Origin of the sequence: Pseudomonas sp. C8002 (assembly GCF_013385765.1) — a bacterium.
Taxonomy (GTDB): Bacteria; Pseudomonadota; Gammaproteobacteria; order Pseudomonadales; family Pseudomonadaceae; genus Aquipseudomonas.
Map to the genome: position 1 here is coordinate 94,186 of NZ_JACAPJ010000006.1, position 22,054 is coordinate 116,239.

21 protein-coding genes are annotated in these 22,054 nt (G+C 60.8%); 9 read left to right on the forward strand and 12 right to left on the reverse strand.

The window, feature by feature from the left end; genetic code table 11:
• Positions 1-55 precede the first annotated feature (55 nt).
• Together HX814_RS10880 and HX814_RS10885 are read left to right on the forward strand one after the other, a co-directional pair.
• The gene (locus HX814_RS10880) at positions 56-835 is read left to right on the forward strand and encodes a class I SAM-dependent methyltransferase (RefSeq protein WP_087692698.1); all 780 of its coding nucleotides are present in this window, start codon (positions 56-58) and stop codon (positions 833-835) included.
• An 82-nt stretch (positions 836-917) separates the two neighbouring features.
• A complete protein-coding gene (locus HX814_RS10885; RefSeq protein ID WP_008430805.1) occupies positions 918-1,703 on the forward strand; it encodes a sulfite exporter TauE/SafE family protein in 786 nt (261 codons plus the stop codon).
• Here the strand turns inward: HX814_RS10885 and HX814_RS10890 are convergent.
• Positions 1,700-2,935 (reverse strand): acyl-CoA dehydrogenase family protein, encoded by a 1,236-nt coding sequence (locus HX814_RS10890; protein ID WP_177009426.1) that lies wholly within the window; start codon positions 2,933-2,935, stop codon positions 1,700-1,702. The genes HX814_RS10885 and HX814_RS10890 overlap by 4 nt on opposite strands.
• 263 nt (positions 2,936-3,198) lie before the next feature.
• Here HX814_RS10890 and sfnG point away from each other — a divergent pair, with 263 nt between their 5' ends.
• Positions 3,199-4,290 carry a dimethylsulfone monooxygenase SfnG gene (sfnG, locus tag HX814_RS10895; RefSeq protein WP_177009425.1) on the forward strand — a complete coding sequence of 364 codons (1,092 nt, stop codon included), beginning with the start codon at positions 3,199-3,201 and terminating at the stop codon, positions 4,288-4,290.
• Here sfnG and HX814_RS10900 read toward each other — a convergent pair.
• Complete coding sequence (locus tag HX814_RS10900) at positions 4,274-5,374, reverse strand: GNAT family N-acetyltransferase/peptidase C39 family protein (protein ID WP_177009424.1); 1,101 nt, start codon at positions 5,372-5,374, stop codon at positions 4,274-4,276. The genes sfnG and HX814_RS10900 overlap by 17 nt on opposite strands.
• Before the next feature lie 94 nt (positions 5,375-5,468).
• Here HX814_RS10900 and HX814_RS10905 point away from each other — a divergent pair, with 94 nt between their 5' ends.
• Together HX814_RS10905 and HX814_RS10910 are read left to right on the forward strand one after the other, a co-directional pair.
• Positions 5,469-7,055 (forward strand): RimK family protein, encoded by a 1,587-nt coding sequence (locus HX814_RS10905; RefSeq protein ID WP_003215278.1) that lies wholly within the window; start codon positions 5,469-5,471, stop codon positions 7,053-7,055.
• Between the two features lie 6 nt (positions 7,056-7,061).
• Entirely contained in the window at positions 7,062-8,003 is a 942-nt protein-coding gene (locus HX814_RS10910) for a magnesium transporter CorA family protein (protein ID WP_177009423.1), read from the forward strand.
• Between the two features lie 135 nt (positions 8,004-8,138).
• Here the strand turns inward: HX814_RS10910 and map are convergent, their stop codons facing one another.
• Together map and HX814_RS10920 are read right to left on the reverse strand one after the other, a co-directional pair.
• Positions 8,139-8,894: a type I methionyl aminopeptidase gene (gene map, locus HX814_RS10915; RefSeq protein WP_102369174.1), complete on the reverse strand. Its 756-nt coding sequence runs from the start codon at positions 8,892-8,894 to the stop codon at positions 8,139-8,141.
• Positions 8,891-9,094, reverse strand: a complete 204-nt coding sequence (locus tag HX814_RS10920; protein WP_017475587.1) for a ParD-like family protein — start codon at positions 9,092-9,094, stop codon at positions 8,891-8,893. The genes map and HX814_RS10920 overlap by 4 nt, the downstream gene beginning before the upstream one ends.
• A 258-nt stretch (positions 9,095-9,352) precedes the next feature.
• Here HX814_RS10920 and ilvA point away from each other — a divergent pair, with 258 nt between their 5' ends.
• Positions 9,353-10,372, forward strand: a complete 1,020-nt coding sequence (ilvA, locus tag HX814_RS10925; RefSeq protein ID WP_177009422.1) for a threonine ammonia-lyase, biosynthetic — start codon at positions 9,353-9,355, stop codon at positions 10,370-10,372.
• A 512-nt stretch (positions 10,373-10,884) separates the two neighbouring features.
• Positions 10,885-11,160, forward strand: a complete 276-nt coding sequence (locus tag HX814_RS10930) for a DUF1652 domain-containing protein (protein ID WP_063029815.1) — start codon at positions 10,885-10,887, stop codon at positions 11,158-11,160.
• An 11-nt stretch (positions 11,161-11,171) separates the two neighbouring features.
• Here HX814_RS10930 and HX814_RS10935 read toward each other — a convergent pair whose 3' ends face one another.
• Both HX814_RS10935 and HX814_RS10940 read right to left on the reverse strand, forming a co-directional pair.
• Complete coding sequence (locus tag HX814_RS10935) at positions 11,172-11,570, reverse strand: hypothetical protein (protein WP_102369172.1); 399 nt, start codon at positions 11,568-11,570, stop codon at positions 11,172-11,174.
• Positions 11,571-11,723: 153 nt separating this feature from the next.
• Positions 11,724-11,984, reverse strand: a complete 261-nt coding sequence (locus tag HX814_RS10940) for a DUF2790 domain-containing protein (RefSeq protein ID WP_008436118.1) — start codon at positions 11,982-11,984, stop codon at positions 11,724-11,726.
• Positions 11,985-12,314: 330 nt separating this feature from the next.
• Between HX814_RS10940 and HX814_RS10945 the strand changes: the two genes are divergently transcribed.
• Both HX814_RS10945 and aqpZ read left to right on the forward strand, forming a co-directional pair.
• Complete coding sequence (locus HX814_RS10945) at positions 12,315-13,556, forward strand: hypothetical protein (RefSeq protein ID WP_008436119.1); 1,242 nt, start codon at positions 12,315-12,317, stop codon at positions 13,554-13,556.
• A gap of 112 nt (positions 13,557-13,668) precedes the next feature.
• A complete protein-coding gene (gene aqpZ / locus HX814_RS10950) occupies positions 13,669-14,361 on the forward strand; it encodes an aquaporin Z (protein ID WP_008436121.1) in 693 nt (230 codons plus the stop codon).
• A gap of 643 nt (positions 14,362-15,004) precedes the next feature.
• Here the strand turns inward: aqpZ and HX814_RS10955 are convergent.
• The 6 genes from HX814_RS10955 to HX814_RS10980 form a co-directional block, all read right to left on the reverse strand.
• Positions 15,005-15,943, reverse strand: coding sequence for a carbohydrate kinase (locus tag HX814_RS10955; protein ID WP_177009421.1), 939 nt, complete (start codon positions 15,941-15,943; stop codon positions 15,005-15,007).
• A gap of 12 nt (positions 15,944-15,955) precedes the next feature.
• Positions 15,956-17,437: a xylulokinase gene (gene xylB / locus HX814_RS10960; RefSeq protein WP_177009420.1), complete on the reverse strand. Its 1,482-nt coding sequence runs from the start codon at positions 17,435-17,437 to the stop codon at positions 15,956-15,958.
• A gap of 146 nt (positions 17,438-17,583) precedes the next feature.
• Positions 17,584-19,065 carry a mannitol dehydrogenase family protein gene (locus tag HX814_RS10965; protein ID WP_177009419.1) on the reverse strand — a complete coding sequence of 494 codons (1,482 nt, stop codon included), beginning with the start codon at positions 19,063-19,065 and terminating at the stop codon, positions 17,584-17,586.
• An 18-nt stretch (positions 19,066-19,083) separates the two neighbouring features.
• The gene (locus tag HX814_RS10970; protein WP_102606106.1) at positions 19,084-20,187 is read right to left on the reverse strand and encodes an ABC transporter ATP-binding protein; all 1,104 of its coding nucleotides are present in this window, start codon (positions 20,185-20,187) and stop codon (positions 19,084-19,086) included.
• Positions 20,188-20,224: 37 nt separating this feature from the next.
• Complete coding sequence (locus HX814_RS10975) at positions 20,225-21,055, reverse strand: carbohydrate ABC transporter permease (RefSeq protein WP_003215312.1); 831 nt, start codon at positions 21,053-21,055, stop codon at positions 20,225-20,227.
• Positions 21,056-21,065: 10 nt separating this feature from the next.
• Positions 21,066-21,992, reverse strand: a complete 927-nt coding sequence (locus tag HX814_RS10980) for a carbohydrate ABC transporter permease (protein ID WP_003215314.1) — start codon at positions 21,990-21,992, stop codon at positions 21,066-21,068.
• Positions 21,993-22,054 lie beyond the last annotated feature (62 nt).

Consider the following 22,054-nt stretch of genomic DNA (forward strand, 5'->3'; position numbering starts at 1 on the left):
AAATCTTCAAGGGCGCACACTGTGGGCCCCCGCACTACCAGAGGAGAGATTGACGATGACCGGTGTTCACAAGTCTGCTCAACAGGGTTTCTCTACTCAGGCCGTCACGTACGCCCAAGGCCGGCCGGACTATCCACGGCAACTCACGGGTTGGCTCACCGACGCCCTGCAGATCAATCCCCACTCCACGGTCATCGACCTGGGCGCCGGCACCGGCAAGTTCACCCGCTTGCTCAGCACCGTGGCGCCGACGTTGATCGCAGTGGAGCCGGTGGAGGCAATGGGGGCGCAGTTGCACAAACTGCTGCCCCAGGTGCGCCTGCTGTCGGGCACCGCTGAAGCCATCCCCCTGGAGGCGGCCACCGCTGATGCCCTGGTGTGTGCCCAGGCGTTCCATTGGTTTTCCACGGAAGCGGCCCTGGCGGAAATTCACCGGGTGCTCAAGCCGGACGGTCGCCTTGGGTTGATCTGGAATGTGCGGGATGAGTCGGTGGACTGGGTCGCGGCCATCACCGAAATCATCACGCCCTACGAGGGCGACACACCGCGCTTTCATACCGGACGTTGGCGCGAGGCCTTTACCGGCGAGTATTTTTCCGCCCCCGAAATGACCTGCTTCCCCTACAGCCATGTCGGCAGCCCCCAGGAAGTGATCATGGACCGCTTCCTTTCCGTGAGCTTTATCGCCGCATTGCCACCGGCAGAAAAGGCGCAGGTCACTGAGCAGTTGCAGTCGCTGATCAACACGCATCCGGCCTTGCGCGGCCGTGAGACGGTTGCGTTTCCGTACCAGACCCAGGCTTATCGCAGCCAGCGGCTGACCAGAAAGGCATAAAGTCAGATCGTTTTGATATAAGTAGTTATAAGAAAAATCGCTATGCTGCGGCCAGAATTTTATAAGGCCGCAGGTAGTGGTAATGGATGTAGGTAATTTTGGTTTCTCGATTGCTGGCCTGATTGTTGGATTTATCGTGGGAATGACCGGTGTAGGCGGGGGCTCGTTGATGACGCCGATCCTGCTCTGGTTCGGCATCAACCCGGCCACCGCCGTGGGCACCGACCTGTTGTACGCCGCCATCACCAAGTCCGGCGGGGTGCTGGTTCACAGCAAGAATCGCAACATCGACTGGACCATCACCGGCTGGCTGACCCTGGGCAGCGTGCCCGCCGTGTTGCTGACCTTGTGGTTTCTCAAGAGCCTGGACACCGACCCCGCCGCCTTGAACGCGGTGATCAAGCAGTCCCTGGGCGTGGTCTTGCTGCTGACGGCCACGGCGATCCTGTTCAAGAACAAGCTGTTGGCCTTTGCCCAGCGGCATGCCGGCGACGACTACAAGATGGCGCCGCGTAACCTCAATGCGCTGACCATCATCACCGGCGCTGTCCTCGGCACCATGGTGGCCCTGACCTCCATCGGCGCCGGTGCCCTGGGTACCGTGGCGCTGTTTATCCTGTACCCGTTCCTGGCCACCAAGCGCCTGGTGGGTACCGAAATCGCCCACGCCGTGCCGCTGACCCTGGTCGCCGGCCTCGGCCACGCCAGCATGGGCAACATGGACTGGACCCTGCTGGGCTTCCTGTTGCTGGGCTCGCTGCCGGGGATTTATGTCGGCAGCCACATGGCCGGCAAGGTCCCGGACGGGATATTGCGTCCTTGCCTGGCGTTCATGCTGGTGATGATCGGCTTCAAGCTGGCGTTTTAACGCGCCGGCCCATTGCCGATCTGCCACACAAACGGCGGCTCGGTGCGGTTGATCACCCAGTCGCCGACAATCCGCGCCTTGTAGATCACCGGGTTGTGGGACGACACGGTGCGGGCGTTGCGCCAGTGCCGGTCGAGGGCTTTGCCCTGGCGCACATCCGAAGCCCCCAGTGCGTTGAACAGTTCAGTGGTGGCGCGCTGGATCAGTTCCGAGACCACCACCTGCGCCGTAGCTGATTCGATTTCGGCGGCCACATTGGCTTCGCGCTCCACGGCATCGTCCCCACCGAACCGCGCCACATAAGCCCGCTGAGCTGGAACTGCGGCTTTCAATGCGCTGGCTTCGGCCGCATACACCAGCGCTGCAACTTCACCCACCACCTGCTGAATCTGCGAGTCCTGGCTCACATGGGCGGCATTGCCATGGCTGTAGATCCGTTTGCGGCTGCGCACCTGATGCGCCACATCCTTGAGGGCCGCGCGGCCGATGCCGGCAAGGGTGGCGAGCAGCACCAACTGATAGAACGCAGTCTGGTATTTGAAGCGCGTGGCAAAGTCGATGACGTTTTCCGCCTCCACCACCGCATCGGTAAAACGCGAGGTGCCGCTGCCGGTGGTGCGTTGGCCAAAGCCGTCCCAGTCATCGCTTTGCACCACGCCGGGCTGGCGGGTGCGGGTGGCGGCAATCACATCGCCGCCGGTGTCGCTGCGTTGGGCGTAGACGTCGATCCAGTCGGAAAACAGGCTGCCGGTGCTGTAGAACTTTTCACCGTTGAGTTTCCATTTGTCGCCGTCGGGGCTGACTTTAGTGACGACATCGCCGATGGCCACGCTGCCAATTTCGGTCCAGGCGCAGCCCACGATGTCACCGTCGACAAAGCGTTTGAACCAGAGGTCTCGCGCCGCGCCGGGTGCGGCATTCAGGCGGTCTTCGGCAAACGCGAAGTGCCCGCGCAGGGCCTGGGGCACGTTGGAGTCGGCTTCGGCCAGTTCGATCAGCAGTTCGAATAGCTGGGGCAGGGAGGCGCCGCCACCGCCGTATTCCACCGGGACGCGCACGGCGCCAAAGCCGGCTTGCTTGAGCCATTGGATCGGCTCGTAGGGCAGGGCGCGGGTTTGTTCGCGCTCTACGGCACCCTCGGCGATGCGCTGGAAAATCGGCCGGAAGCGTTCGGCCAGGGCGTGATAATCGACGCCGGTGGACAGTGGATTGATCACGTGATGTTCGGTCATGGGGACGGTTCCTGGGCAGTGAGATAGGTGAGCTATTGCACGGTCCATGCCGGGCGCGAAGGCACGTATTTACGGGACGGGTGACGATTCAACTGTTGTTCCTGCAACAGCAAAACGACAAACCGCTGCAATCCATGACAGCTCGGAACAGGCTGCTTTTCGCCTGTTTCCGCGCTCGAAGGCCGGTAGTGCGGGCCTCTCACGCCCACTGGCACAGTTGCTGCTCCACACCTCGTACATGCCAATCCGCGAGGTACAGTCCAATGAGTCAGCAAGCCGTCAAATTTGCCTACTGGGTGCCCAACGTCAGCGGGGGGCTGGTGGTCAGCAAGATCGAACAGCGCACCCACTGGGGCATCGACTACAACCGCAAGCTGGCGCAGTTGGCTGAAGAAGCCGGCTTTGAATACGCCCTGACACAGATTCGTTTCACCGCCGGTTATGGCGCCGAATACCAGCATGAGTCGGTCGCGTTCAGCCACGCGTTGCTGGCGGCCACCACCAAGCTCAAGGTGATCGCGGCAATCCTGCCAGGCCCCTGGCAACCTGCGCTGGCGGCCAAGCAACTGGCAACCATCGACCAACTCACTAACGGCCGCGTTGCCGTCAATATCGTCAGCGGCTGGTTCAAGGGCGAGTTCCAGGCCATCGGCGAACACTGGCTGGAGCACGACGAGCGTTATCGCCGTTCCGAGGAATTCATCCGCGCCCTGAAAGGCATCTGGACCCAGGACAACTTCACCTTCCGGGGTGATTTCTACCGCTTCGACAACTACAGCCTCAAGCCCAAGCCACTGGGCGAGCCCCACCCGGAAATCTTCCAGGGTGGCAGTTCGCGGGCCGCGCGGGACATGGCGGCACGGGTGTCGGACTGGTACTTCACCAACGGCAATACCCCGGAAGGCATCAAGGCCCAGGTCGATGACATTCGCGCCAAGGCGGCGGCCAATAACCATTCGGTGAAAGTCGGTGTGAATGCGTTTGTGATCGCTCGCGACACCGAGGAAGAAGCCCGCGCCGTGCTCGCGCAAATCATCGAACAGGCCGACCCGGAAGCCGTCAACGCGTTTGGCGATGCGGCGAAACAGGCGGGCAAGGCGTCACCGGAAGGTGAGGGCAACTGGGCCAAGTCGACCTTCGAGGATCTGGTGCAATACAACGACGGCTTCAAGACCAACCTGATCGGCACCCCGCAGCAGATTGCCGAGCGCATCGTCGACTTGAAGGCGGTCGGCGTGGACCTGGTACTGGCCGGCTTCCTGCACTTTCAGGAAGAAGTGGAATACTTCGGCAAGCGTGTATTACCGCTGGTGCGCGAACTGGAAGCCAAGGCCGGGATCAAGCAAGTCGCCTGAACACCACCACCGCTGCCCGCAATTTGTTATTGCCGAACCGGCACATTCGCTCGAACTCCCCATGGCTGACCGGCAGATGCTGGCAGTCCATGGGCTGGCGGTGCTGGCTGTGATCCACGTCCGGGTCGTGCAGGTACACGAAGTCTTCGTCGCAGTCGGTGACGATTACCCAGTGGGGCGACTTGGAGCGGGTCAGCCGGTAGCTGCTGATCAACACCAGCGGCTGGCCGCCGTCGCGCAGCACCTGGGGTAAATCCAGCGGGCCGCCGAGCACTTGCTCAACGTCGCTCAAGGCCAACTCTTCCTCGAAGGCGTCATGCACCAAACGCATGACGTCTTTTTTATGCTGATCACGTACCCCGTCGAGAAACAACGGCCCGCTGACATTGACCTGCATGCGCACCCGAAAGCCCCGGCGCCAGGCGGCCAGCGCCAAACCCTGGGGGCTGCAGCCGCCATGGCCGGCGGTCATGAACACGGTGGTTGCCTCGCGCCAGATCTGCAGTTCTTCCCGGCGCTGGGCCACCCGCGCAGGTTCCAGGGCACCCATGGCCATCAGCAGGCTGGCGGCGCCGCAGGTGAAGTCGGTGGTTTGCTGGTAGTAGGGCACGCTCAAGGCGCGCGCGTCCTGGTGCTGGAGGATGCGTTTCTCCAGGCGCAGGGCCGGGGCGTGGTCTTCGTAGTAGTCGTTGACCAGGGCAAAGCGCCGGTAGCCGTTGCGCTCATACAGGGCGATGGCGCCGGGGTTGTCGGTACGCACTTCCAGGCGCAGGTAGGCGCAGTCATGCTCCACCGCACAGGCTTCGATGCGCGTCAGCAGTTGTTTGCCCAGGCCCAGGCCCCGGGAAGACTCGGCGATGGCGATGGAGTACAGGCGCGCCAGCGAGGTGCCACGGTGGAACAACACCAGGGCGTAGCCCAGCAATTCGCCGTGTTTTTCTGCCACCAGCAGTTGCCCGTGGGCGCGACTGACCATCCACTGGAAACTGCGGGTGGAGAGCCGGTCCGTGGTGAAACAGTGCTGTTCCAATGCCACCAATGCAGGCACGTCATCGGGTGTTGCAACGCGAAAGGAAAGAGCCATGTGACCGCCGTAAAAGTTGCGTAACGAAACGGGACTTCTCTAAAAGATCGTGCTTAATAGAAAAGGTCTAGTTCTCTAAAGCGGATCAATCAATATGTCAGCGGTACAAGGTCATTGGCGTGAAGTATCCGAGCAAACAGTGGCGGCGACAATAACTTCCAACGGTTATTTTTCCAGCCCTCCCAAGAGTGCAAGTCAAGTCGTAATCATTGTCGAGCGCAAGGAAGACTGGGCCTCGTACTTCCCCAGCGAAGACATCGTCACCGCCCAGGAATACCTTGAGCAAACCCGGGAAAACGAGACGGGCAAGCGCGTGCAGGTGATCAACCTGTGCCGCAGCTACAAGTACCTGGGGCACGGCTATTACTGCTCGCTGCTGGCCGAGGCGCGGGGGCACAAGGTGATTCCGTCGGTGCGCACCATCAGCGAACTGACGAAAAAGTCCCTGTACGGCCTGGCCCTGGATGACCTGGATAAAACCCTCGATAAAGCCTTGAGTCATCATCTCTACAGCAACACCGAAGGCTTTACCCTGACACTTTACTTTGGCCGGACCAATATTGAACCCTTGCAGGATCTGGCCCGCCAATTGTTTGAAGCGTTTCCCTGTCCGATCCTGTTAGTTGAGTTTCGCAAGAATAACGGCTGGCACATCGAAGGCATCAAGTCTGGCGTATTGCACAAGTTGCGTGATGACCAGGAAGACCAATTCGCGAATGCCCTGGACAACTTCAGCCGCAAGATCTGGCGTCAACCGCGCTCCCGCCGTCTGGCCCGCTATGACCTGGCGATCCTGCACGACCCGCAGGAACAACTGCCGCCGTCCAACGCCCGCGCCCTGGAAAATTTCGTCCGGGTCGGCAAGGGGCTCGGCATCGACGTGGAACTGATCGAACGCAAGGACTACGCCCGCCTGGCCGAATACGACGCCCTGCTGATCCGCGAGACCACCAGTGTCGACAACCACACCTACCGCTTCGCGAAAAAGGCCGAAAGCGAAGGGCTGGTGGTGATGGACGACCCGGCCTCGATCCTGCGCTGTACCAACAAGGTCTACCTCACGGACCTGCTGAAAAGCCATCAACTGGGCATGCCCGCCACCGAAATTCTCTACAAGGAGCGACCCGAAGATTTCGAACGGGTGGGTGAGCGCCTCGGCTTCCCGCTGGTGCTGAAGATCCCCGACGGGTGTTTCTCCCGCGGCGTGATCAAGGTCGAAAGCCAGCAAGCGCTGCTGACCGCCACCGCCGAACTGTTCGAGCATTCCGTGTTGCTGCTGGCCCAGGAATTTTTCTACACCGAGTACGACTGGCGCATCGGCGTCCTCAACCGCAAACCGATCTTTGCCTGCCAGTACTTCATGTCCAAGGGGCATTGGCAGATCTACAACCACAAGGCCATCGGCCAGGACATCAACGGCGAGTGCCGCACCCTGGCGGTTCACGAAGCCCCCAAGGCGGTGGTGGAACTGGCGGTAAAAACCGCCAACCTGATCGGCGACGGCCTGTACGGCGTCGACCTCAAGCAATCCGGCGACAAGGTGGTGGTGATCGAGGTCAACGACAACCCCAACATGGACGCCGGCATCGAAGATGCCTACCTGCAAGACGACTTGTATTCCCTGGTACTGGAAGAGTTCGTGCGACGCCTGGAGTTGAAGCGTCAAGGCCAGGTGTGGTGACGCGCGATGATCCAGCGCTTTGAGTTATCCGAGGGCAAGCTTTACAACACCCTGGGCGATAGCGGGAATATCCTGCTGTTCAGCAATCCGGACCCCCACGAGCGCAAGTACCTGCGCGACTGCTACAAGCTCGATGAACATGCCCTGGCCTCGGCGCTGGACCCGGACGAAGTGTCGCGCATCGAGTTCCACCCCGATAACCTGTTCCTGATCTGGAAGCGCCCGGAGAACTATTCCGGCGGCGGCAACCTGGTGTTTGAAGTGTCGTCCTGCGGCCTGTTGTTTTCCGGGGACCAACTCCTGGTGATCGCCACCGACGACAGCCAGCTCTCCGGGCTGGGTGCGCGCCGGCCATTGCGCACGCCGCTGGATGTGTTGCTGGACTTGCTGCTCAACAACATCCATCACTACCTGGGCCACCTCAAGGTGATCAAGATGGTCGCCCGGGAACTGCAGCAGCAGTTCAATGCATCGATGAGCAATCGCCACCTGATGCAGATGTTCAACCTCAGCGAAAGCCTGATCTATTACATCAACGCCCTGCACAGCAACGGCGCGGTGCTGACGCGCCTGCGCAACCATGGGGAAAAGGAACATTTCAGCGCTGAAACACTGGGCCTGATCGATGACCTGATTATCGAGAACAACCAGTGCTACAAGCAGGCGGAGATTTACTCCAACGTGTTCTCCGGGCTGATCGACGCCCGGGGCAACCTGATGAACAACAGCATGAACAACCTGCTGCGCAAGCTGACGCTGATCAACGTGGTGTTCCTGCCGTTGAACCTGATCGCCAGCGTGGGCGGGATGTCGGAGTTCAGTATGATGACGGCGGGTACGCCGTGGTGGATTTCGTACCCATTGTTCATGGCCGCGATGGGACTCGGGGCGGGGTTGATGGTGCTGGGGTTGAAGCGGATTGCGGGGAGTGGTGACAAGGCAGTATGACTAAAATCCTGAATATCACTGAGGTCTAAATGTGGGAGCGGGCTTGCTCGCGAAAGCGGTGGATCAGTCACTGTAGATGGCGACTGTCACACCGCTTTCGCGAGCAAGCCCGCTCCCACAGGGGATGTGCGCCATTCAGACGTCCGGCTGCAACGTCAGCACCTCAAACCCATCCCGCGTCACCGCCACCGTATGTTCCCACTGCGCCGACAAGCTGTTGTCCCGCGTCACCACCGTCCAGCCATCCTTCAAGCTGCGCACCTTGGCGCTGCCCTGGTTGAGCATCGGCTCAATGGTAAACACCATGCCTTCACGCAGTTCGAGCCCGGTACCGGGGCGGCCGAAGTGCAGGACCTGCGGGTCCTCGTGCATCTCGCGGCCAATGCCATGCCCGCAATATTCACGCACCACGCTGTAGCCGTTGTTCTGGGCATGGCTCTGGATGGCGTAGCCGATATCCCCCAGGCGCGCGCCGGGTTTGACCTGGCGGATCCCGGCCCACATGGCCTCAAACGTCATTTCCACCAGGCGCCGGGCCTTGGGCGCGACGTTGCCGATCATGTACATCTTGCTGGAGTCGGCAATGAAACCGCCTTTTTCCAGGGTGATGTCGATATTGACGATGTCGCCATCCTTGAGCACTGCTTTGGCGCTCGGCATGCCATGGCACACCACCTCGTTGATCGAGGTGTTGATGCAGAAGGGGTAGTCGTACTGGCCCAGGCTCGCCGGCCGCGATTGCAGGTCGTTGCGGATGAAAGCTTCGACGGCGCTGTCGATCTCCAGGGTCGACTGGCCGGCGGCGACAAAGCCGTCAAGCATGGTAAACACCTGGGCCAACAGGCGACCGGATTCGCGCATCACCGCGAGTTGTTCCGCCGTCTTGATCATTGCGCGCGCCCCCGGATCAGGTCGGGTTTGTCCAGCAACAGCTTGTTGATCAGGTCGTTATAGGCCAGGTGCGGATTGAGCTCGGCGAGCAGGCCGATCTTGATCCAGAACTCGGCCTGGGCGTTGATGGAACGGTCCATGGTGGCGCTGGCCAGACGGAGTTGTTCGTGCAATTGGTCGGTGATCTTGACGATGCCCATAAGCTTCACTGTGCAGGGTTGATATACAAAGCGTATACGTTTCGTATGCTTCGCGTAAAGCCTGGCGTTTCGCCATTGACTTGCCGGATGGCGCCGGTTAATTTTGATTCATGACATTTCAAACCTTTCGTTGCCAGCCAAGCATTATTACCGCCATTCCTCATTTGGCGGGATAGCACACGGCTGCACCCAAACCCGCCCTAGAGGCGGGTTTTGTTTTTCCGTCTCCAGGGCCTTGTAAACACCCAGGAGACATCCATGAGTACCCGCCCGGCGAGCCAGCCCCAAGATTCGGGATTGCTTGAGCACTACGTGAAGAAGATCCTGGCCGCCCCGGTCTACGACCTGGCGGTGCGCACGCCATTGCAGGCAGCGCCGGCGCTTTCGGCGCTGCTGGGTAATCAGATCCTGCTCAAGCGCGAAGACTTGCAACCGACCTTTTCCTTCAAGATCCGTGGCGCGTACAACAAGTTGGTGCAACTCAGCGCCGAGCAAAAGGCCCGGGGCGTCATCACCGCGTCGGCGGGCAACCATGCCCAGGGCGTGGCATTGGCGGCGCGGGAGTTGGGGATCAAGGCGACGATTGTCATGCCGTGCAGCACCCCGGATCTGAAAGTGTTGGGCGTACGCTCCCGAGGCGGCGAGGCGGTGTTGCATGGGGCCAGCTTTCCGTTCGCCTTGGCCCATGCGTTGCAATTGGCCGAGGCCACCGGCAGTACGTTTGTTTCGCCGTTCGACGACCCGGACGTGATTGCCGGGCAGGGCACAGTGGGGATGGAAGTGCTGCGTCAGCAGCAGGGCCCGCTGGACGCGATCTTCGTCCCGGTGGGCGGCGGCGGGTTGATCGCCGGTATCGCGGCCTACGTGAAATACCTGCGGCCCGAAGTGCGCATCATCGGCGTCGAGCCCGAAGGCTCCAGTTGCCTGCTGGCAGCCTTGCGCGCTGGGAGCCGGGTGGTGTTGCCGAGTGTCGACAGCTTTGCCGATGGCACGGCCGTGGCCCAGATCGGCGCCTATGGTTTTGAAATCTGCCGGCACCATGTGGATGAAGTGATCACCGTCAGCAATGACGAACTGTGCAGTGCCATCAAGCTGATCTACGACGATACGCGCTCGATCACTGAGCCTTCAGGTGCCCTGGCTGTCGCCGGTATCCGCAAGTATGTCGGGAAGACTGGCCTCCAGGGGCAAACATGGGTGGCGATCAACTCCGGGGCCAATATCAACTTCGATAGTTTGCGGCATGTTGCTGAACGAGTGGCTGCTCAGACAGGTTAAACGTTTAACCTAAAGACTGTTTAATTTAGTTACATTCATCCGTTTGGATAGTGGTTATGAAGGCGTCAAAAAGTTTGTTGCGGGCACTTATAGCGAGCGGTCTTTCAATTTGCATGATGCCAAGGGAGGCTCATTGCAAGACGCATGAATCGACGGCACGTAATTTTGTCCGAAAGCCCCGATTTGTCTGGGGCGCAGGGCAGTGCGTATGGCGGCACGTTTAATGCTTTATAAGATCCTGTTACAACTCTGAATGAGCTACAAGCACGACGGTTCATACCTCAAACGGGAGGGTTGATGGCGGTCTGCCACGTAACTTATATAAGTAATGTCGTCGCTTATGAGGAAAGGATCCAACGCATTTCGAGCGAGCCTAGTACGCTGGGTAAGCAAAGCCGTCTGCTAGGGCTGGTCAGGCGCAAACGGCGAGCGTGTCACCGCGTTCGCCAGCCGTACGAATAAAGAATATTGATAACAATCGATTGGCAATCTCATAAAAGGAGAGGTCGGCCATGCTTTCGGATCTGGAATTACGCGGCATTATTGAAGGAAGTTTTCTGCCTAAGCGCTGTGAAGTCACCAAGGCGCCAGACGCCTCGCTGACGGTGAAGGTTTATCACGAGATCGACCATGACCGGGTCGACTTGGTGGTCACCGGCATTTGCGCGAACAAGCTCGACAGCAGTCGGGCGATCTGCAATTTGATTACCGAGTTGCGTGAAGACCTCAAGCACACCCACACCCATGCCCCGGCCCTCAAACGAGCCGGTGCGCGTCCTTTCTATTAAACGGACGTCTATTAAACGGACGGTTGAGCTTCAATCAGTGAAGACTTGCGGGCCTGGAGAAACGCCAGGCCCAACGCCGTTTCCGTGATCACCGCCAGCAAAATCCCCGGGCCCGCATGGCCGCTGATCCATTCGCTGATCCCCAACATCGCCAGCACAAAACAGCCGATCGCAAAGCCGGAGGTCATGGCATGCCGTGTCGCATCAGGTGGGGAATGGCGGGCGCGGTAAAACATGATGCCAATGGCCAGGAACAGCGCGGCGTTGCGTCGGGCGACCAGGCCGGTGGCACTGGAGTATTCAACACTCCACACCCACAGGAGCAGGTCCGGGCGCAAACCCCAGATCAGCGCGAGGGCAAAGCACAGCAGGGCAGTGAAGGTAGCGAGGGGACGGAAGTGCACTTGCATGGCGAATCCTTTCAGCCGTAACGAGCGCTCAAGGATACCCCTGTAGGAGCGAGCTTGCTCGCGAAGAACGCAAGGCCCGCGTACATTCAGGATGCCCGCGTTTCGCTGGAGTCTTTCGCGAGCAAGCTCGCTCCTACAAAAAAGCCGATCGGTTCAATTCTGGAAATCACAGGCTTCCGACAGTTTGCGATAGCCCACGTCCTGGACTTTCCCTTGACTGTCCACGAACTTGATATCGGCCTTGATCACCTTGCATTCATTGGTATCGGTTTCATGCATGGCAAGCACCTTCTGCACATCCATCTTCTCGCCGTAGTGATAAGGCGTGACGACGGGTGCGGTGTCAGCCTGCGCCATCCCCGTTACAGCCGTCAGGGCCAGTGCAGCACCGAGCATTAACGTACGCAGTTTCATGGTGTTTCTCCGCAAGTCGTTCGCAGGCTCAACAACGTGATGAGCCGCGGCCGCCCTGGGCAACGGTTGGAGCCGTGCGAGTGCGGTCGAATCAACTGTCTTCCCGGGGGATTAACCATCGATTAAGTGAGGCTTTACTGACAAAAGCTTCATCTTCATGGGGGCGTGGGCTGCGTGAGGGAAGCATCTATTACGCCTTTTTTTATCACCTCACAACCTGTCAACTCTGACAGTTGTCTGTCCTGGGAACTGTGCCATAACTAGGTTGCCCCGGCGCTTGAAACGTCTCACCCGCCGGCCATCAAACTGGCCTCCAAGGAAAGAATAGCCATGAACAATTTGATCAACCGCACGCTGGTTCTCGCGATGGCGGGTGCAACTGCCTATACAGGCGCTGTCAGCGCAGCAACATTCGTCGGTGAAGGCACGGCTGCCGGGAAGCAATGTGTTTCCTTGGCGGTCAACAACTCGGGCGTTGTGGTGGGTACCTGTACCCCGGGCACTACTTCGGGGCCATCCGTGGCGTGGGTCGCGTCCACGGCAGGCACTGAAGTTCCGCTACCGCCATTGGTGAGTGGCCAAGGCTGCACCGCCGTGGCTATAGACAATAACGGACAAATAGCGGGCTCATGCAAAATGGCAGACAATCGAGCCACCGCCGTCATCTGGAACAGCGCTACGCCGGGCGCTGCGCCGGTGGCGTTGCAAGCCGTCTCGGTATTGGGCACTGGATTACTGCCTGAGGCGCGCACTGTCATTAGTGCCTTCAACCAGAGCGATGTATTGGCCGGGGCGAGCTTAAGCGGTACCGGTGACGCAACGGCAGTGTTGTGGTTTTCCGGGAGTACAGCCCCGCTTCAAGTGTCCGCCCTGCACGACAACTGCTTTCCCGCCGACATCAACAACACGCCTATAAACGGTGTGCCCACCGTTGCGCTCGACTGCCCGAATCCTGCGTCTGGCAACACCGTCGCCAAAGTCGTGCAGAAAACCGGGCTACTGGGCACCTTGGTCACGACGCCCTTGACCACACCTGCCGGTAGCACGGGCTGCAGCGTAAGCAGCGTAAACAATGCAGTGCAGTTGCTGGGCACTTGCCACTTCTCGGCGCCGGATGTGCCCCAAGCCGTCTACTGGCCCAATCCAAGCGCCACGCCGGTTCAGTTGAGCAGCATCAGCGGTGTATCGGGGGCATCTCGAATCACCGGTTTGCGGTTGAACAATAACGGGCATGCCGTTGTGTCGTACCAAGACAGCAATGGCCATCATCTGTTGGCCTTCTGGACGCCTTCGTCGGGCAGCACTCAGTTGATTCCGCCGTTGGCAGGCGGCACACATATAGGCTTCGTGGATTTGAGTGATAACGACGTCGTGGCACTGACCAGCGAAAATGCCGGCGAGCATCACCAGGCCGCCACCTGGACTTCTGCGACGGGAACCGTGGCCATTCCACAGTTCGGCGGCGGTCAGGAAAGCGGTCTGACGGCGATATCCCCAAACGGCACTTATGTGGCAGGCGGTGCTGAAGACAGCACGGGCACCGACGATGCAGTCGTTGCAACGCTGCCATAGAAAAAGGCTCACCGGTTTACCGGACAAGTCTGATACAGCCAAGTTAATCGCTTTTGCTACCGTCGCCGCCAGGCCCATCAATCGGATGGCGTTGGCATTGGGTGGAGTTGGTTTGCAAAAGAAAATCGCAGCAGAGTTTCTTGGGACGTTCTGGTTGACCTTCTGCGGGTGCGGCAGCGCGATACTGGCCGCGGCGTTTCCGGAACTCGGGATCGGCTTCGCCGGTGTCGCCCTGGCCTTTGGCTTGACGGTGCTGACGATGGCCTACGCGGTGGGCAGTATTTCTGGTGCACACTTCAACCCGGCGGTGACCATCGGCCTATGGGTGGGGCGCCGGATGCCGGGCGTTGACGTGGTGCCGTACATCATTGCCCAAGTCGCCGGTGCGATTGTCGCCGCCGCCGTGTTGGCGCTGATCGCCAGTGGTCGTCCGGGGTTTGAAGTGGGCGCTTTCGCCGCCAACGGCTATGGCCAATTGAGCCCCGGGCATTACAGCCTGCTGGCCGCGTTGGTGGTCGAGGCGGTGGGGACGTTCTTTTTTGTGTTCATCATCATGCGTGTCACCGGCCCGGGTTCGGCTGTCGGGTTTGCGCCGATTGCCATTGGCCTGACCCTGACGCTGATTCACCTGGTGGCCATCCCCGTCACCAACACCTCGGTCAACCCGGCGCGCAGCACCGGGCCAGCATTGTTTGCCGGCGGGGAATACCTGATGCAGTTGTGGCTATTCTGGGCGGCACCGATAGTGGGGGCGGTGGTGGGCGCCATCGTTGCCCGGGCGGTTACCCGCGCTAGGGAAGCGTGAGCCTACCAGCTCATGCGTACCTGCGCATTACCGCTGAAACCCTCCAGCGTATAGCTGTCCAACTGGGTCTCCTCACATCTTCCAGAATTGCCTTTGTGTCGACGGGCGTTGCGCCTGGAACCAACGTGGCCAACACGATCCCGTGCTGCGCAAACCAAGTATCCGGCTCATGCTGGCCACTTCAATAGTGCAAATTGACCCCTATGCGTGTATGTCCGACAGCTTTTCCCGCTCCCGTGCGGCAACTGATCCCATTTGCCGAGGTGCCGTTACAGAAACCCGTAGGGAATCCGGGTTGAGTGGCGCTCTTTTCTGGGCTCAAAGTTTTCAATGGGGCATAGGGTGCTATAGACACAAAGGACACATGTTCCCATGCAATAGACTCCAGGTCTGTCGTGGTATCCAGTGGCGTTGCGCGAGCAACCGACGTGGCCAACACTATCCCTACGAACAAGCCAATCTTGATGTTTTTCATAAAATCTCCCGGCAACACAATGATGTTGGCGCCACTTCCTTGAGATTGAGGCGTAACCGGAGTCTTGACCCGAAAACCACGACTGACAACTGTCAAAGTTGACAGGTTGTGGAGGAAAGGAGAAAGGAGTAAATGAGTTGCCCCCGCAGCGCGCGGGGGCAGGCTGGGCTAGTTCAATTGCTGGCGGTAGGGCAGGTCCGGCCCGGTCTTGCTGCAGGTGAGTGCGGCAGCGCGGATGGCGAAGGTGAGCATGCTGCTGATCTGCTCCCGGGTCAGCTGTTGCAGGCCCTCCACCGAGTCCAGTCGCTGCTCGGTCAGCCAGGCAATCAACGCGGCTTGGAACGTATCGCCAGCCCCTACCGTGTCCGCCATGACGACCTTGGCCGCCGGCGCCGACCAACTGCCGTGCTGGCGGCTGAACACCGTCGCGCCGTCGCCGCCACGGGTCAGGAACACCAGTTGGCAACGGTGTTGCAACCAGCCTTGCAGAATGCTTTCCGGAGCCTGGCCGGGGTAGAGCAGGTGCAGGTCTTCGTCACTGACCTTGATCAGGTCGGCATGCTTGACCAGCTCGGCCACACGGGCGCGCCACAGCTCGATGTTCGGCTCCGGGTTCAGGCGTACGTTGGGGTCGAGGCTGATCAGGCGCTTGCCGCTTTCCCGGCGTACCAGGGCCAGCAACGTGTCGGCAATCGGCTGCACCACCAGTGAGAACGAGCCGATGTGTACGCCACGCACTTCGTCGCCCAACGCCGGTAGATGCTCAAGTTGCAACTGGCGGTCGGCGCAACCTTCACCGCGAAAGCTGTATTGCGGTGAGCCATTGGCACCCACTGCGACCATTGCCAGGGTGGTGGGCGCTGAGAATTCCACGAGGTAATCCTCGCCCACGCCTTCGTCCTTGAGCACCTGCAACAGGCGCCGGCCCAGATAGTCGTCGGAGATCCCGGCGAAAAAGCCCGCGTCGATTCCCAGTCGACGCAAACCTACCGCGACGTTGAACGGCGAGCCGCCGGCAATCGCCTTGTAATTGACCCTGGATGCCTTGCCGCTGGCATCGTCCTCGCTGAAAAAATCAAACAGCGCTTCGCCACATACCAAATACATATTCGTTCGCTCTTAAAGGGATGCCACGTGCTGTTGATAACGCTCATAAGCCTGCTGGTAGGCGCTGACGCTGTCGGCGTGGGGCAGCGTGCGGCTGGCCGCGTCGACGCTGACGCAACGCTGGCACAGCTGCGCCAGGCTTTCACCGGACTGGCACCACGCCGCCTGGATCGCCGCGCCCAGGGCCGCGGCTTCGCTTTGTTCGGTGCAGATCACTTCGGTGTTCATGATATCCGCGACCATCTGCCGCCACACCGGGCTTTTCGAGCCGCCGCCGATCAGGCGGATACTCTGGCTTTGCAGGCCGGTCTGGCGCAACAGGTCGAGGCCGTAGCGCAGGCCGAAGGTGGTGCCTTCGACCACGGCGCGGCACAGGTTGGCGCGAGTCAGGTTGGTCATGGTCAGGCCGTGCAGGCTGCCGGTGGCGTGGGGCAGGGCGGGCACCCGCTCGCCGTTGAGGAACGGCAGCATGCTCACGCCGTCGGCTCCGATCGGTGCCTCGGCCACCAACGCGTTGAACGCCGCCAGGTCCAGGTCGAACAGCTCGCGGATGACCCCAGTGGCGTTGGTCAGGTTCATGGTGCAGATCAACGGCAGCCAGCCGCCGCTGGATGAACAGAAAGTCGCCACCGACGCCTGCGGGCTGACATTGGCCTGATCGGCAAAGGCGTACACGGTACCGGATGAGCCCAGGCTCATGGTGATCACGCCGGGGGCGATATTGCCGGTGCCGATGGCGCCCATCATGTTGTCGCCGCCGCCGCTGGACACCCGGGCGTTCGGGTTGATGCCCAGGCGCTCGGCGATGGCTGGCAGGATGGCGCCCACTGGCTGGTTGGCCTCGATCAATTCGGGCAGCGCAGCTTCCAGGCGCCCGTCGGGATCGATGTGGCGCAACAGTGCCAGGTCCCATTCACGGGTGCGCACGTTGAAATAGCCGGTGCCGGAGGCATCGCCGTATTCGGCGCAGGCGCGGCCGGTGAGCCAGTAGTTGAGGTAGTCGTGGGGCAGCAGGATATGCGCGATCCGTGCGAACACCTCCGGGTGCTGTTCGCGGGTCCACAGCAGCTTGGACACGGTGTAGCCCGGCGCGATGGCCACGCCGAGGCGTTCCAGGGAGCCGCTTTCACCGCCCAGGTGTTGCAGCAGGCGATCATTTTCCGGCGCGGTTTCGGTGTCGCACCACAGTTTGGCCGGGCGCAGCACCTGGCCTTGGTCATCCAGCAATACCAGGCCGTGTTGCTGGCCGGAAACGCCGATGGCGAGGATGTCCTGGCCGTCAACCCCGGCCTGTTGCAAGGCGCGGTGAGTGGCTTCGGTAAACGCGTCCAGCCACTCCTGGGTGTGCTGTTCGCGGCGGCCGTTGGCACCGCTGATCAGCGTGTGGCTGGCGGCGCCCAGGCCCAGGACTTTGCCGCTGCTGGCGTCCAGCACGATGGCCTTGGTGCCCTGGGTGCCGCAGTCGATGCCGAGGTAGAGGTTTTGCTGGGTCATGGTAGGTCGCTCAGCCTATTGTTATGGAGAACTCGGTCAATGTGGGAGCGGGCTTGCTCGCGAATAGGGTGTGTCAGTTAATGCAAATACTGACTGATCCACCGCTTTCGCGAGCAAGCCCGCTCCCACACTTTGATTCGGTTCCGTCAGTTGAGATTGGCGAGCAGCCGCTCCAGCGTTTTGCTCACACCCACATCCTGCAGGCTCTCGAAACACCGCTCAAACGCTGCCACAAACTCGGGCGAGTTGGGAATAGCCGTACCAAAAATCTCTTCCACCCCCAGCAGCCGCTTGCTGATCAACGCATCTTCCGTCACCAGCCCCTGGCAAAACTCGGCGCGAGGGTCTGGAATCCGGTAGATCACCCCATTCTCATCCACGCCTTTCAAGTACAACGCCCAGGCCGCCACCACCAGCGCAGCACGCTCGGTCTCGCGACCATCGGCAATCAGGCGGTTGATGGTCGGTACGGTGAACTTGGGAAACTTCGACGAACCATCGGAACACACGCGCTCCAGCTGGTCGGCAATCGCCTGGTTGGAAAAGCGGTCCACCAGGGTCTGCTTGTATTCGGTCAGGTCGATACCCGGAACCGGCGCCAGGTTGGGCGTGACGTCCAGGTCCATGTAGGCGCGCATGTAGGCCACGAACAACGGGTCGTTCATGGTCTCGTGGACGAAGCGATAGCCCTTCAGGAAGCCCAGGTACGTCAATGCCAGGTGGCTGCCGTTGAGCAGGCCGATCTTCATCTCTTCATACGGTGTCACGTCGTCGGTGAACTGCACGCCCACCGTCTCCCACGCGGGGCGGCCGTTGACGAACTTGTCTTCCAGCACCCATTGCACAAACGGCTCGCAGACCACCGGCCAGGCGTCGTCGATGCCGTGATCGTCATGCAGTTGCAGGCGGTGCGCGGTGCTGGTCATTGGCGTGATGCGGTCGACCATCGCATTCGGAAAGCTCACGTTGGCCTTGATCCACTCGTGCAGGCCAGCGTCATGCAGCGCGGCGAAGGCCAGCAACGCCTTGCGAGTCACAGCGCCGTTGTGGGGCAGGTTATCGCAGGACATCACGGTAAATGCCGGCACCCCGGCGGCCCGGCGCTGGGTCAACGCCGCGCAGATAAACCCGAACACGGTTTTCGGCGAGCCCGGGTTGGCCAGGTCATGCTGGATCTGCGGCAGGTGGGCCATGAACTCGCCGTTGCTGTCGTCGATGCAGTAGCCGCCTTCGGTGATGGTCAGCGAGACGATGCGAATCTGCGGGCTGGCCAGCTTGTCGATCAACGCCTGGGCACCGTCTTCGGCCAGCAGCATGTCGCTGATGGAGCCGATCACGCGCACTTCGGTGTCGTCGGTGTCGCCCAGTTCATACAGGGTGAACAGGTAGTCCTGGCCGGCCAGGTCGTCCCGGGCCTTGCGGTCTTCAGCCCGCAGGCCCACGCCGCAAATGCTCCAGTCCAGGCCCACGCCGGTATTCATCAAGGCATCGGTGTAATACGCCTGGTGGGCGCGGTGAAACCCGCCAACGCCGATGTGCGCGATGCCCTGGCTGGTATTGGCAATCGCATAGGCCGGCAGTTGCACTTCGGGCGCCAGTTGCGTGAGGTTTTGCTTGTTCAGTTTCATCGGGAAATTCTCGCGAAATCAGGCGGCGGCGCGCAGTGGGCGGGCCACGGCAACACCCTCAGCGTCGAACAGATGGCATTGGGTCGGGTCCAGGTACAGCTGCAGGGTCTCGCCATACTGGCTGGCCATGTCGCCACGGATCCGCAGGGTCAACGGCTCCTTGCTGGCGGTAATCACGTGGCAGAAGGTGTCGCTGCCGAGGCGCTCGCCGACGTCGGCGGTGACGGTCAGGGTGGCTTGCCCCGGCGCGGCGATTTCCAGGTGCTCCGGGCGAATGCCCAGGGTCACGGCGCTGCCGACGCTCAAGCTCGCGCTGCTCAGGGGCAGGCTGATGCGGCCGCCGGCGTCCAGTTCGACTTCGCAGCTCTGTGGGTCAACGCGAGTGACCTTGCCCTTGAGGAAACCCATTTTCGGCGTGCCCAAAAAGCCTGCCACAAACAGATTGGCCGGCTGGTGATACAGCTCCAGCGGCGAGCCCACCTGTTCCACGCGGCCGCTGTTGAGTACGACAACCTTGTCGGCCAGGGTCATGGCTTCGACCTGGTCGTGGGTCACGTAGATCATCGTGGCTTGCAGCTCTTTATGCAGGCGCGACAGCTCCAGGCGCATCTGCACCCGCAGGGCGGCATCGAGGTTGGACAGGGGTTCGTCGAACAGGAAGATCTTCGGGTTACGCACAATCGCACGGCCAATGGCGACACGCTGGCGCTGGCCGCCGGACAACTGCTTTGGCTTGCGCTCAAGCAAAGGGCCCAGCTCCAGGATACGTGCTGCTTCGTTGACCTTGCTCTCGACAATCTTCTTGTCGACGCCGGCCAGGTCCAGGGCAAACGACATGTTCTTGCGCACGCTCATGTGCGGGTACAGGGCGTAGGTCTGGAACACCATCGCCAGGTCGCGCTTGGCCGGGGTGACCTCGGTGATGTCGCGGCCATCCAGCTCGATGGTGCCTTCGGTGACTTCTTCCAGGCCGGCAATCAGGCGCAGCAGGGTGGATTTACCGCAGCCCGACGGGCCGACGAACACCACGAATTCCTTGTCGTTCACCTCAAGGTCGATGCCCTTGATGATGGAGAAGCCTTCGAAGCCTTTTTGCAGATTCTTGATTTTCAGGTTGGCCATGATGGGCCTCCGCTTCTAAATATTTTTGAAGGAGCCGTTACTTCACGGCGCCGAAGGACAGACCGCGGACCAGCTGTTTCTGGCTGATCCAGCCAAAGATCAGGATCGGCGCACAGGCCAGGGTCGACACGGCAGACAATTTGGCCCAGAACAAGCCTTCGGGGCTGGAGTAGGAGGCGATCAATGCAGTGAGCGGCGCGGCGTTGGACGAGGTCAGGTTCAGCGACCAGAACGCCTCGTTCCAGCACAGGATCAGCGACAGCAGCACCGTGGAGGCCAGGCCGCCCTTGGCGATCGGCAGCAGCACCCGGACCATTTCCTGCCACAGGGTGGCGCCGTCCAGGCGGGCGGCTTCGAGGATGTCCTTGGGGATGTCCTTAAAGTAGGTGTAAACCATCCAGACCACGATCGGCAGGTTGATCAGGGTGTAGATGATGATCAGCGCAATGCGCGTATCCAGCAGGCCGAAGCTCTTGGCCAGCAGGTAGATCGGCATCAGTACGCCCACCGGCGGCAGCATCTTGGTGGAGAGCATCCACAGCAGCGTGCCCTTGGTGCGCTTGGTCTCGTAGAACGCCATGGAGTAGGCGGCCGGTACCGAGATCAGCAGGCACAGGGCGGTGGCGCTGAAGGAAATCAGTACCGAGTTCCAGGCGTAGCTGAAGTAGTTGCTGCGCTCGTTGATGTGCAGGTAGTTCTCCAGCGTCGGCGTGAAGATGAACTGCGGCGGCGTGGCGAACGCGTCGATTTCGGTCTTGAAGCTGGTCAGCACCATCCAGAAGATCGGGAAGAAAATCAGGATCGCGATGGCCCAGGCCAGGGTGCCGAGCAGCACGCTTTGCAGGCGGCGGGATTGTTGAAGCGTCATGGCGCGGCCCTCAAGGCTTGTCAGTCAGGTTTTTGCCGATCATCCGCACCAGGATGATCGCCGCGATATTGGCGATGACCACGGCAATCAAGCCGCCGGCCGAGGCCATGCCCACGTCGAACTGCACCAGCGCCTGGTTGTAGATCAGGTAGGCGAGGTTGGTCGAGGCGTAGCCGGGGCCACCGTTGGTGGTGGTGAAGATTTCGGCGAACACCGAGAGCAGGAAGATCGTTTCGATCATCACCACCACGGCAATCGGACGTGCCAGGTGCGGCAGGGTCAGGTGCCAGAAGATCGCGATGGCGCCGGCACCGTCGAGGCGGGCGGCTTCCTTCTGTTCCTGGTCGAGGGACTGCATGGCGGTCATCAGCAGCAGGATCGCGAAGGGCAGCCACTGCCAGGACACGATGATAATGATCGACAGCAACGGGTAATGGGCCAGCCAGTCCACCGGCTGGGCGCCGAACAGCTTCCACACGTAGGCGAGGATCCCCGACACCGGATGGAAAATCAGGTTCTTCCAGATCAGCGCACCGACGGTGGGCATGATGAAGAACGGTGAAATCAGCAACACCCGCACCAGGCCGCGACCGAAGAACTCGCTGGCTTCCAGCAGCGCGCTGATCAATACGCCAAACACCACGCTGATCAGCAAGACGCTGCCCACCAGCAACAGGGTGTTGGTGGCGCCGGGCAGGAAGCCCGAGTCGGTGATGAAGTAGGTGAAGTTCTCCAGCCCCACGAATTGGTTTTCGCCGGGGTAGAGCAGGTTGTAGCGAATCAGCGAGAAGTACAGGGTCATGCCCAGCGGCACGATCATCCACAGCAGCAACAAGGCCACCGAGGGGCTGACGAGGAACCAGCCGGGGTTGATCAGGCGGCTTTTACGCGGCTTGTCCGGCGTAGCGGTTTGCACTTGGGCAGTGGTGGTATTCATGGTGATCAGGACCAGTCAGGTACATGCGGAATGCGGGTCGGAGTGCGGTCAAATGTGGGAGC

Coding starts and splice junctions, on each gene's coding strand:
- HX814_RS10880 (WP_087692698.1), top strand. CDS start 56: ATGACCGGTGTTCACAAGTCTGCTCAACAGGGTTTCTCTACTCAGGCC.
- HX814_RS10885 (WP_008430805.1), top strand. CDS start 918: ATGGATGTAGGTAATTTTGGTTTCTCGATTGCTGGCCTGATTGTTGGA.
- HX814_RS10890 (WP_177009426.1), bottom strand. CDS start 2,935: ATGACCGAACATCACGTGATCAATCCACTGTCCACCGGCGTCGATTAT.
- sfnG (WP_177009425.1), top strand. CDS start 3,199: ATGAGTCAGCAAGCCGTCAAATTTGCCTACTGGGTGCCCAACGTCAGC.
- HX814_RS10900 (WP_177009424.1), bottom strand. CDS start 5,374: ATGGCTCTTTCCTTTCGCGTTGCAACACCCGATGACGTGCCTGCATTG.
- HX814_RS10905 (WP_003215278.1), top strand. CDS start 5,469: ATGTCAGCGGTACAAGGTCATTGGCGTGAAGTATCCGAGCAAACAGTG.
- HX814_RS10910 (WP_177009423.1), top strand. CDS start 7,062: ATGATCCAGCGCTTTGAGTTATCCGAGGGCAAGCTTTACAACACCCTG.
- map (WP_102369174.1), bottom strand. CDS start 8,894: ATGATCAAGACGGCGGAACAACTCGCGGTGATGCGCGAATCCGGTCGC.
- HX814_RS10920 (WP_017475587.1), bottom strand. CDS start 9,094: ATGGGCATCGTCAAGATCACCGACCAATTGCACGAACAACTCCGTCTG.
- ilvA (WP_177009422.1), top strand. CDS start 9,353: ATGAGTACCCGCCCGGCGAGCCAGCCCCAAGATTCGGGATTGCTTGAG.
- HX814_RS10930 (WP_063029815.1), top strand. CDS start 10,885: ATGCTTTCGGATCTGGAATTACGCGGCATTATTGAAGGAAGTTTTCTG.
- HX814_RS10935 (WP_102369172.1), bottom strand. CDS start 11,570: ATGCAAGTGCACTTCCGTCCCCTCGCTACCTTCACTGCCCTGCTGTGC.
- HX814_RS10940 (WP_008436118.1), bottom strand. CDS start 11,984: ATGAAACTGCGTACGTTAATGCTCGGTGCTGCACTGGCCCTGACGGCT.
- HX814_RS10945 (WP_008436119.1), top strand. CDS start 12,315: ATGAACAATTTGATCAACCGCACGCTGGTTCTCGCGATGGCGGGTGCA.
- HX814_RS10955 (WP_177009421.1), bottom strand. CDS start 15,943: ATGTATTTGGTATGTGGCGAAGCGCTGTTTGATTTTTTCAGCGAGGAC.
- xylB (WP_177009420.1), bottom strand. CDS start 17,437: ATGACCCAGCAAAACCTCTACCTCGGCATCGACTGCGGCACCCAGGGC.
- HX814_RS10965 (WP_177009419.1), bottom strand. CDS start 19,065: ATGAAACTGAACAAGCAAAACCTCACGCAACTGGCGCCCGAAGTGCAA.
- HX814_RS10970 (WP_102606106.1), bottom strand. CDS start 20,187: ATGGCCAACCTGAAAATCAAGAATCTGCAAAAAGGCTTCGAAGGCTTC.
- HX814_RS10975 (WP_003215312.1), bottom strand. CDS start 21,055: ATGACGCTTCAACAATCCCGCCGCCTGCAAAGCGTGCTGCTCGGCACC.
- HX814_RS10980 (WP_003215314.1), bottom strand. CDS start 21,992: ATGAATACCACCACTGCCCAAGTGCAAACCGCTACGCCGGACAAGCCG.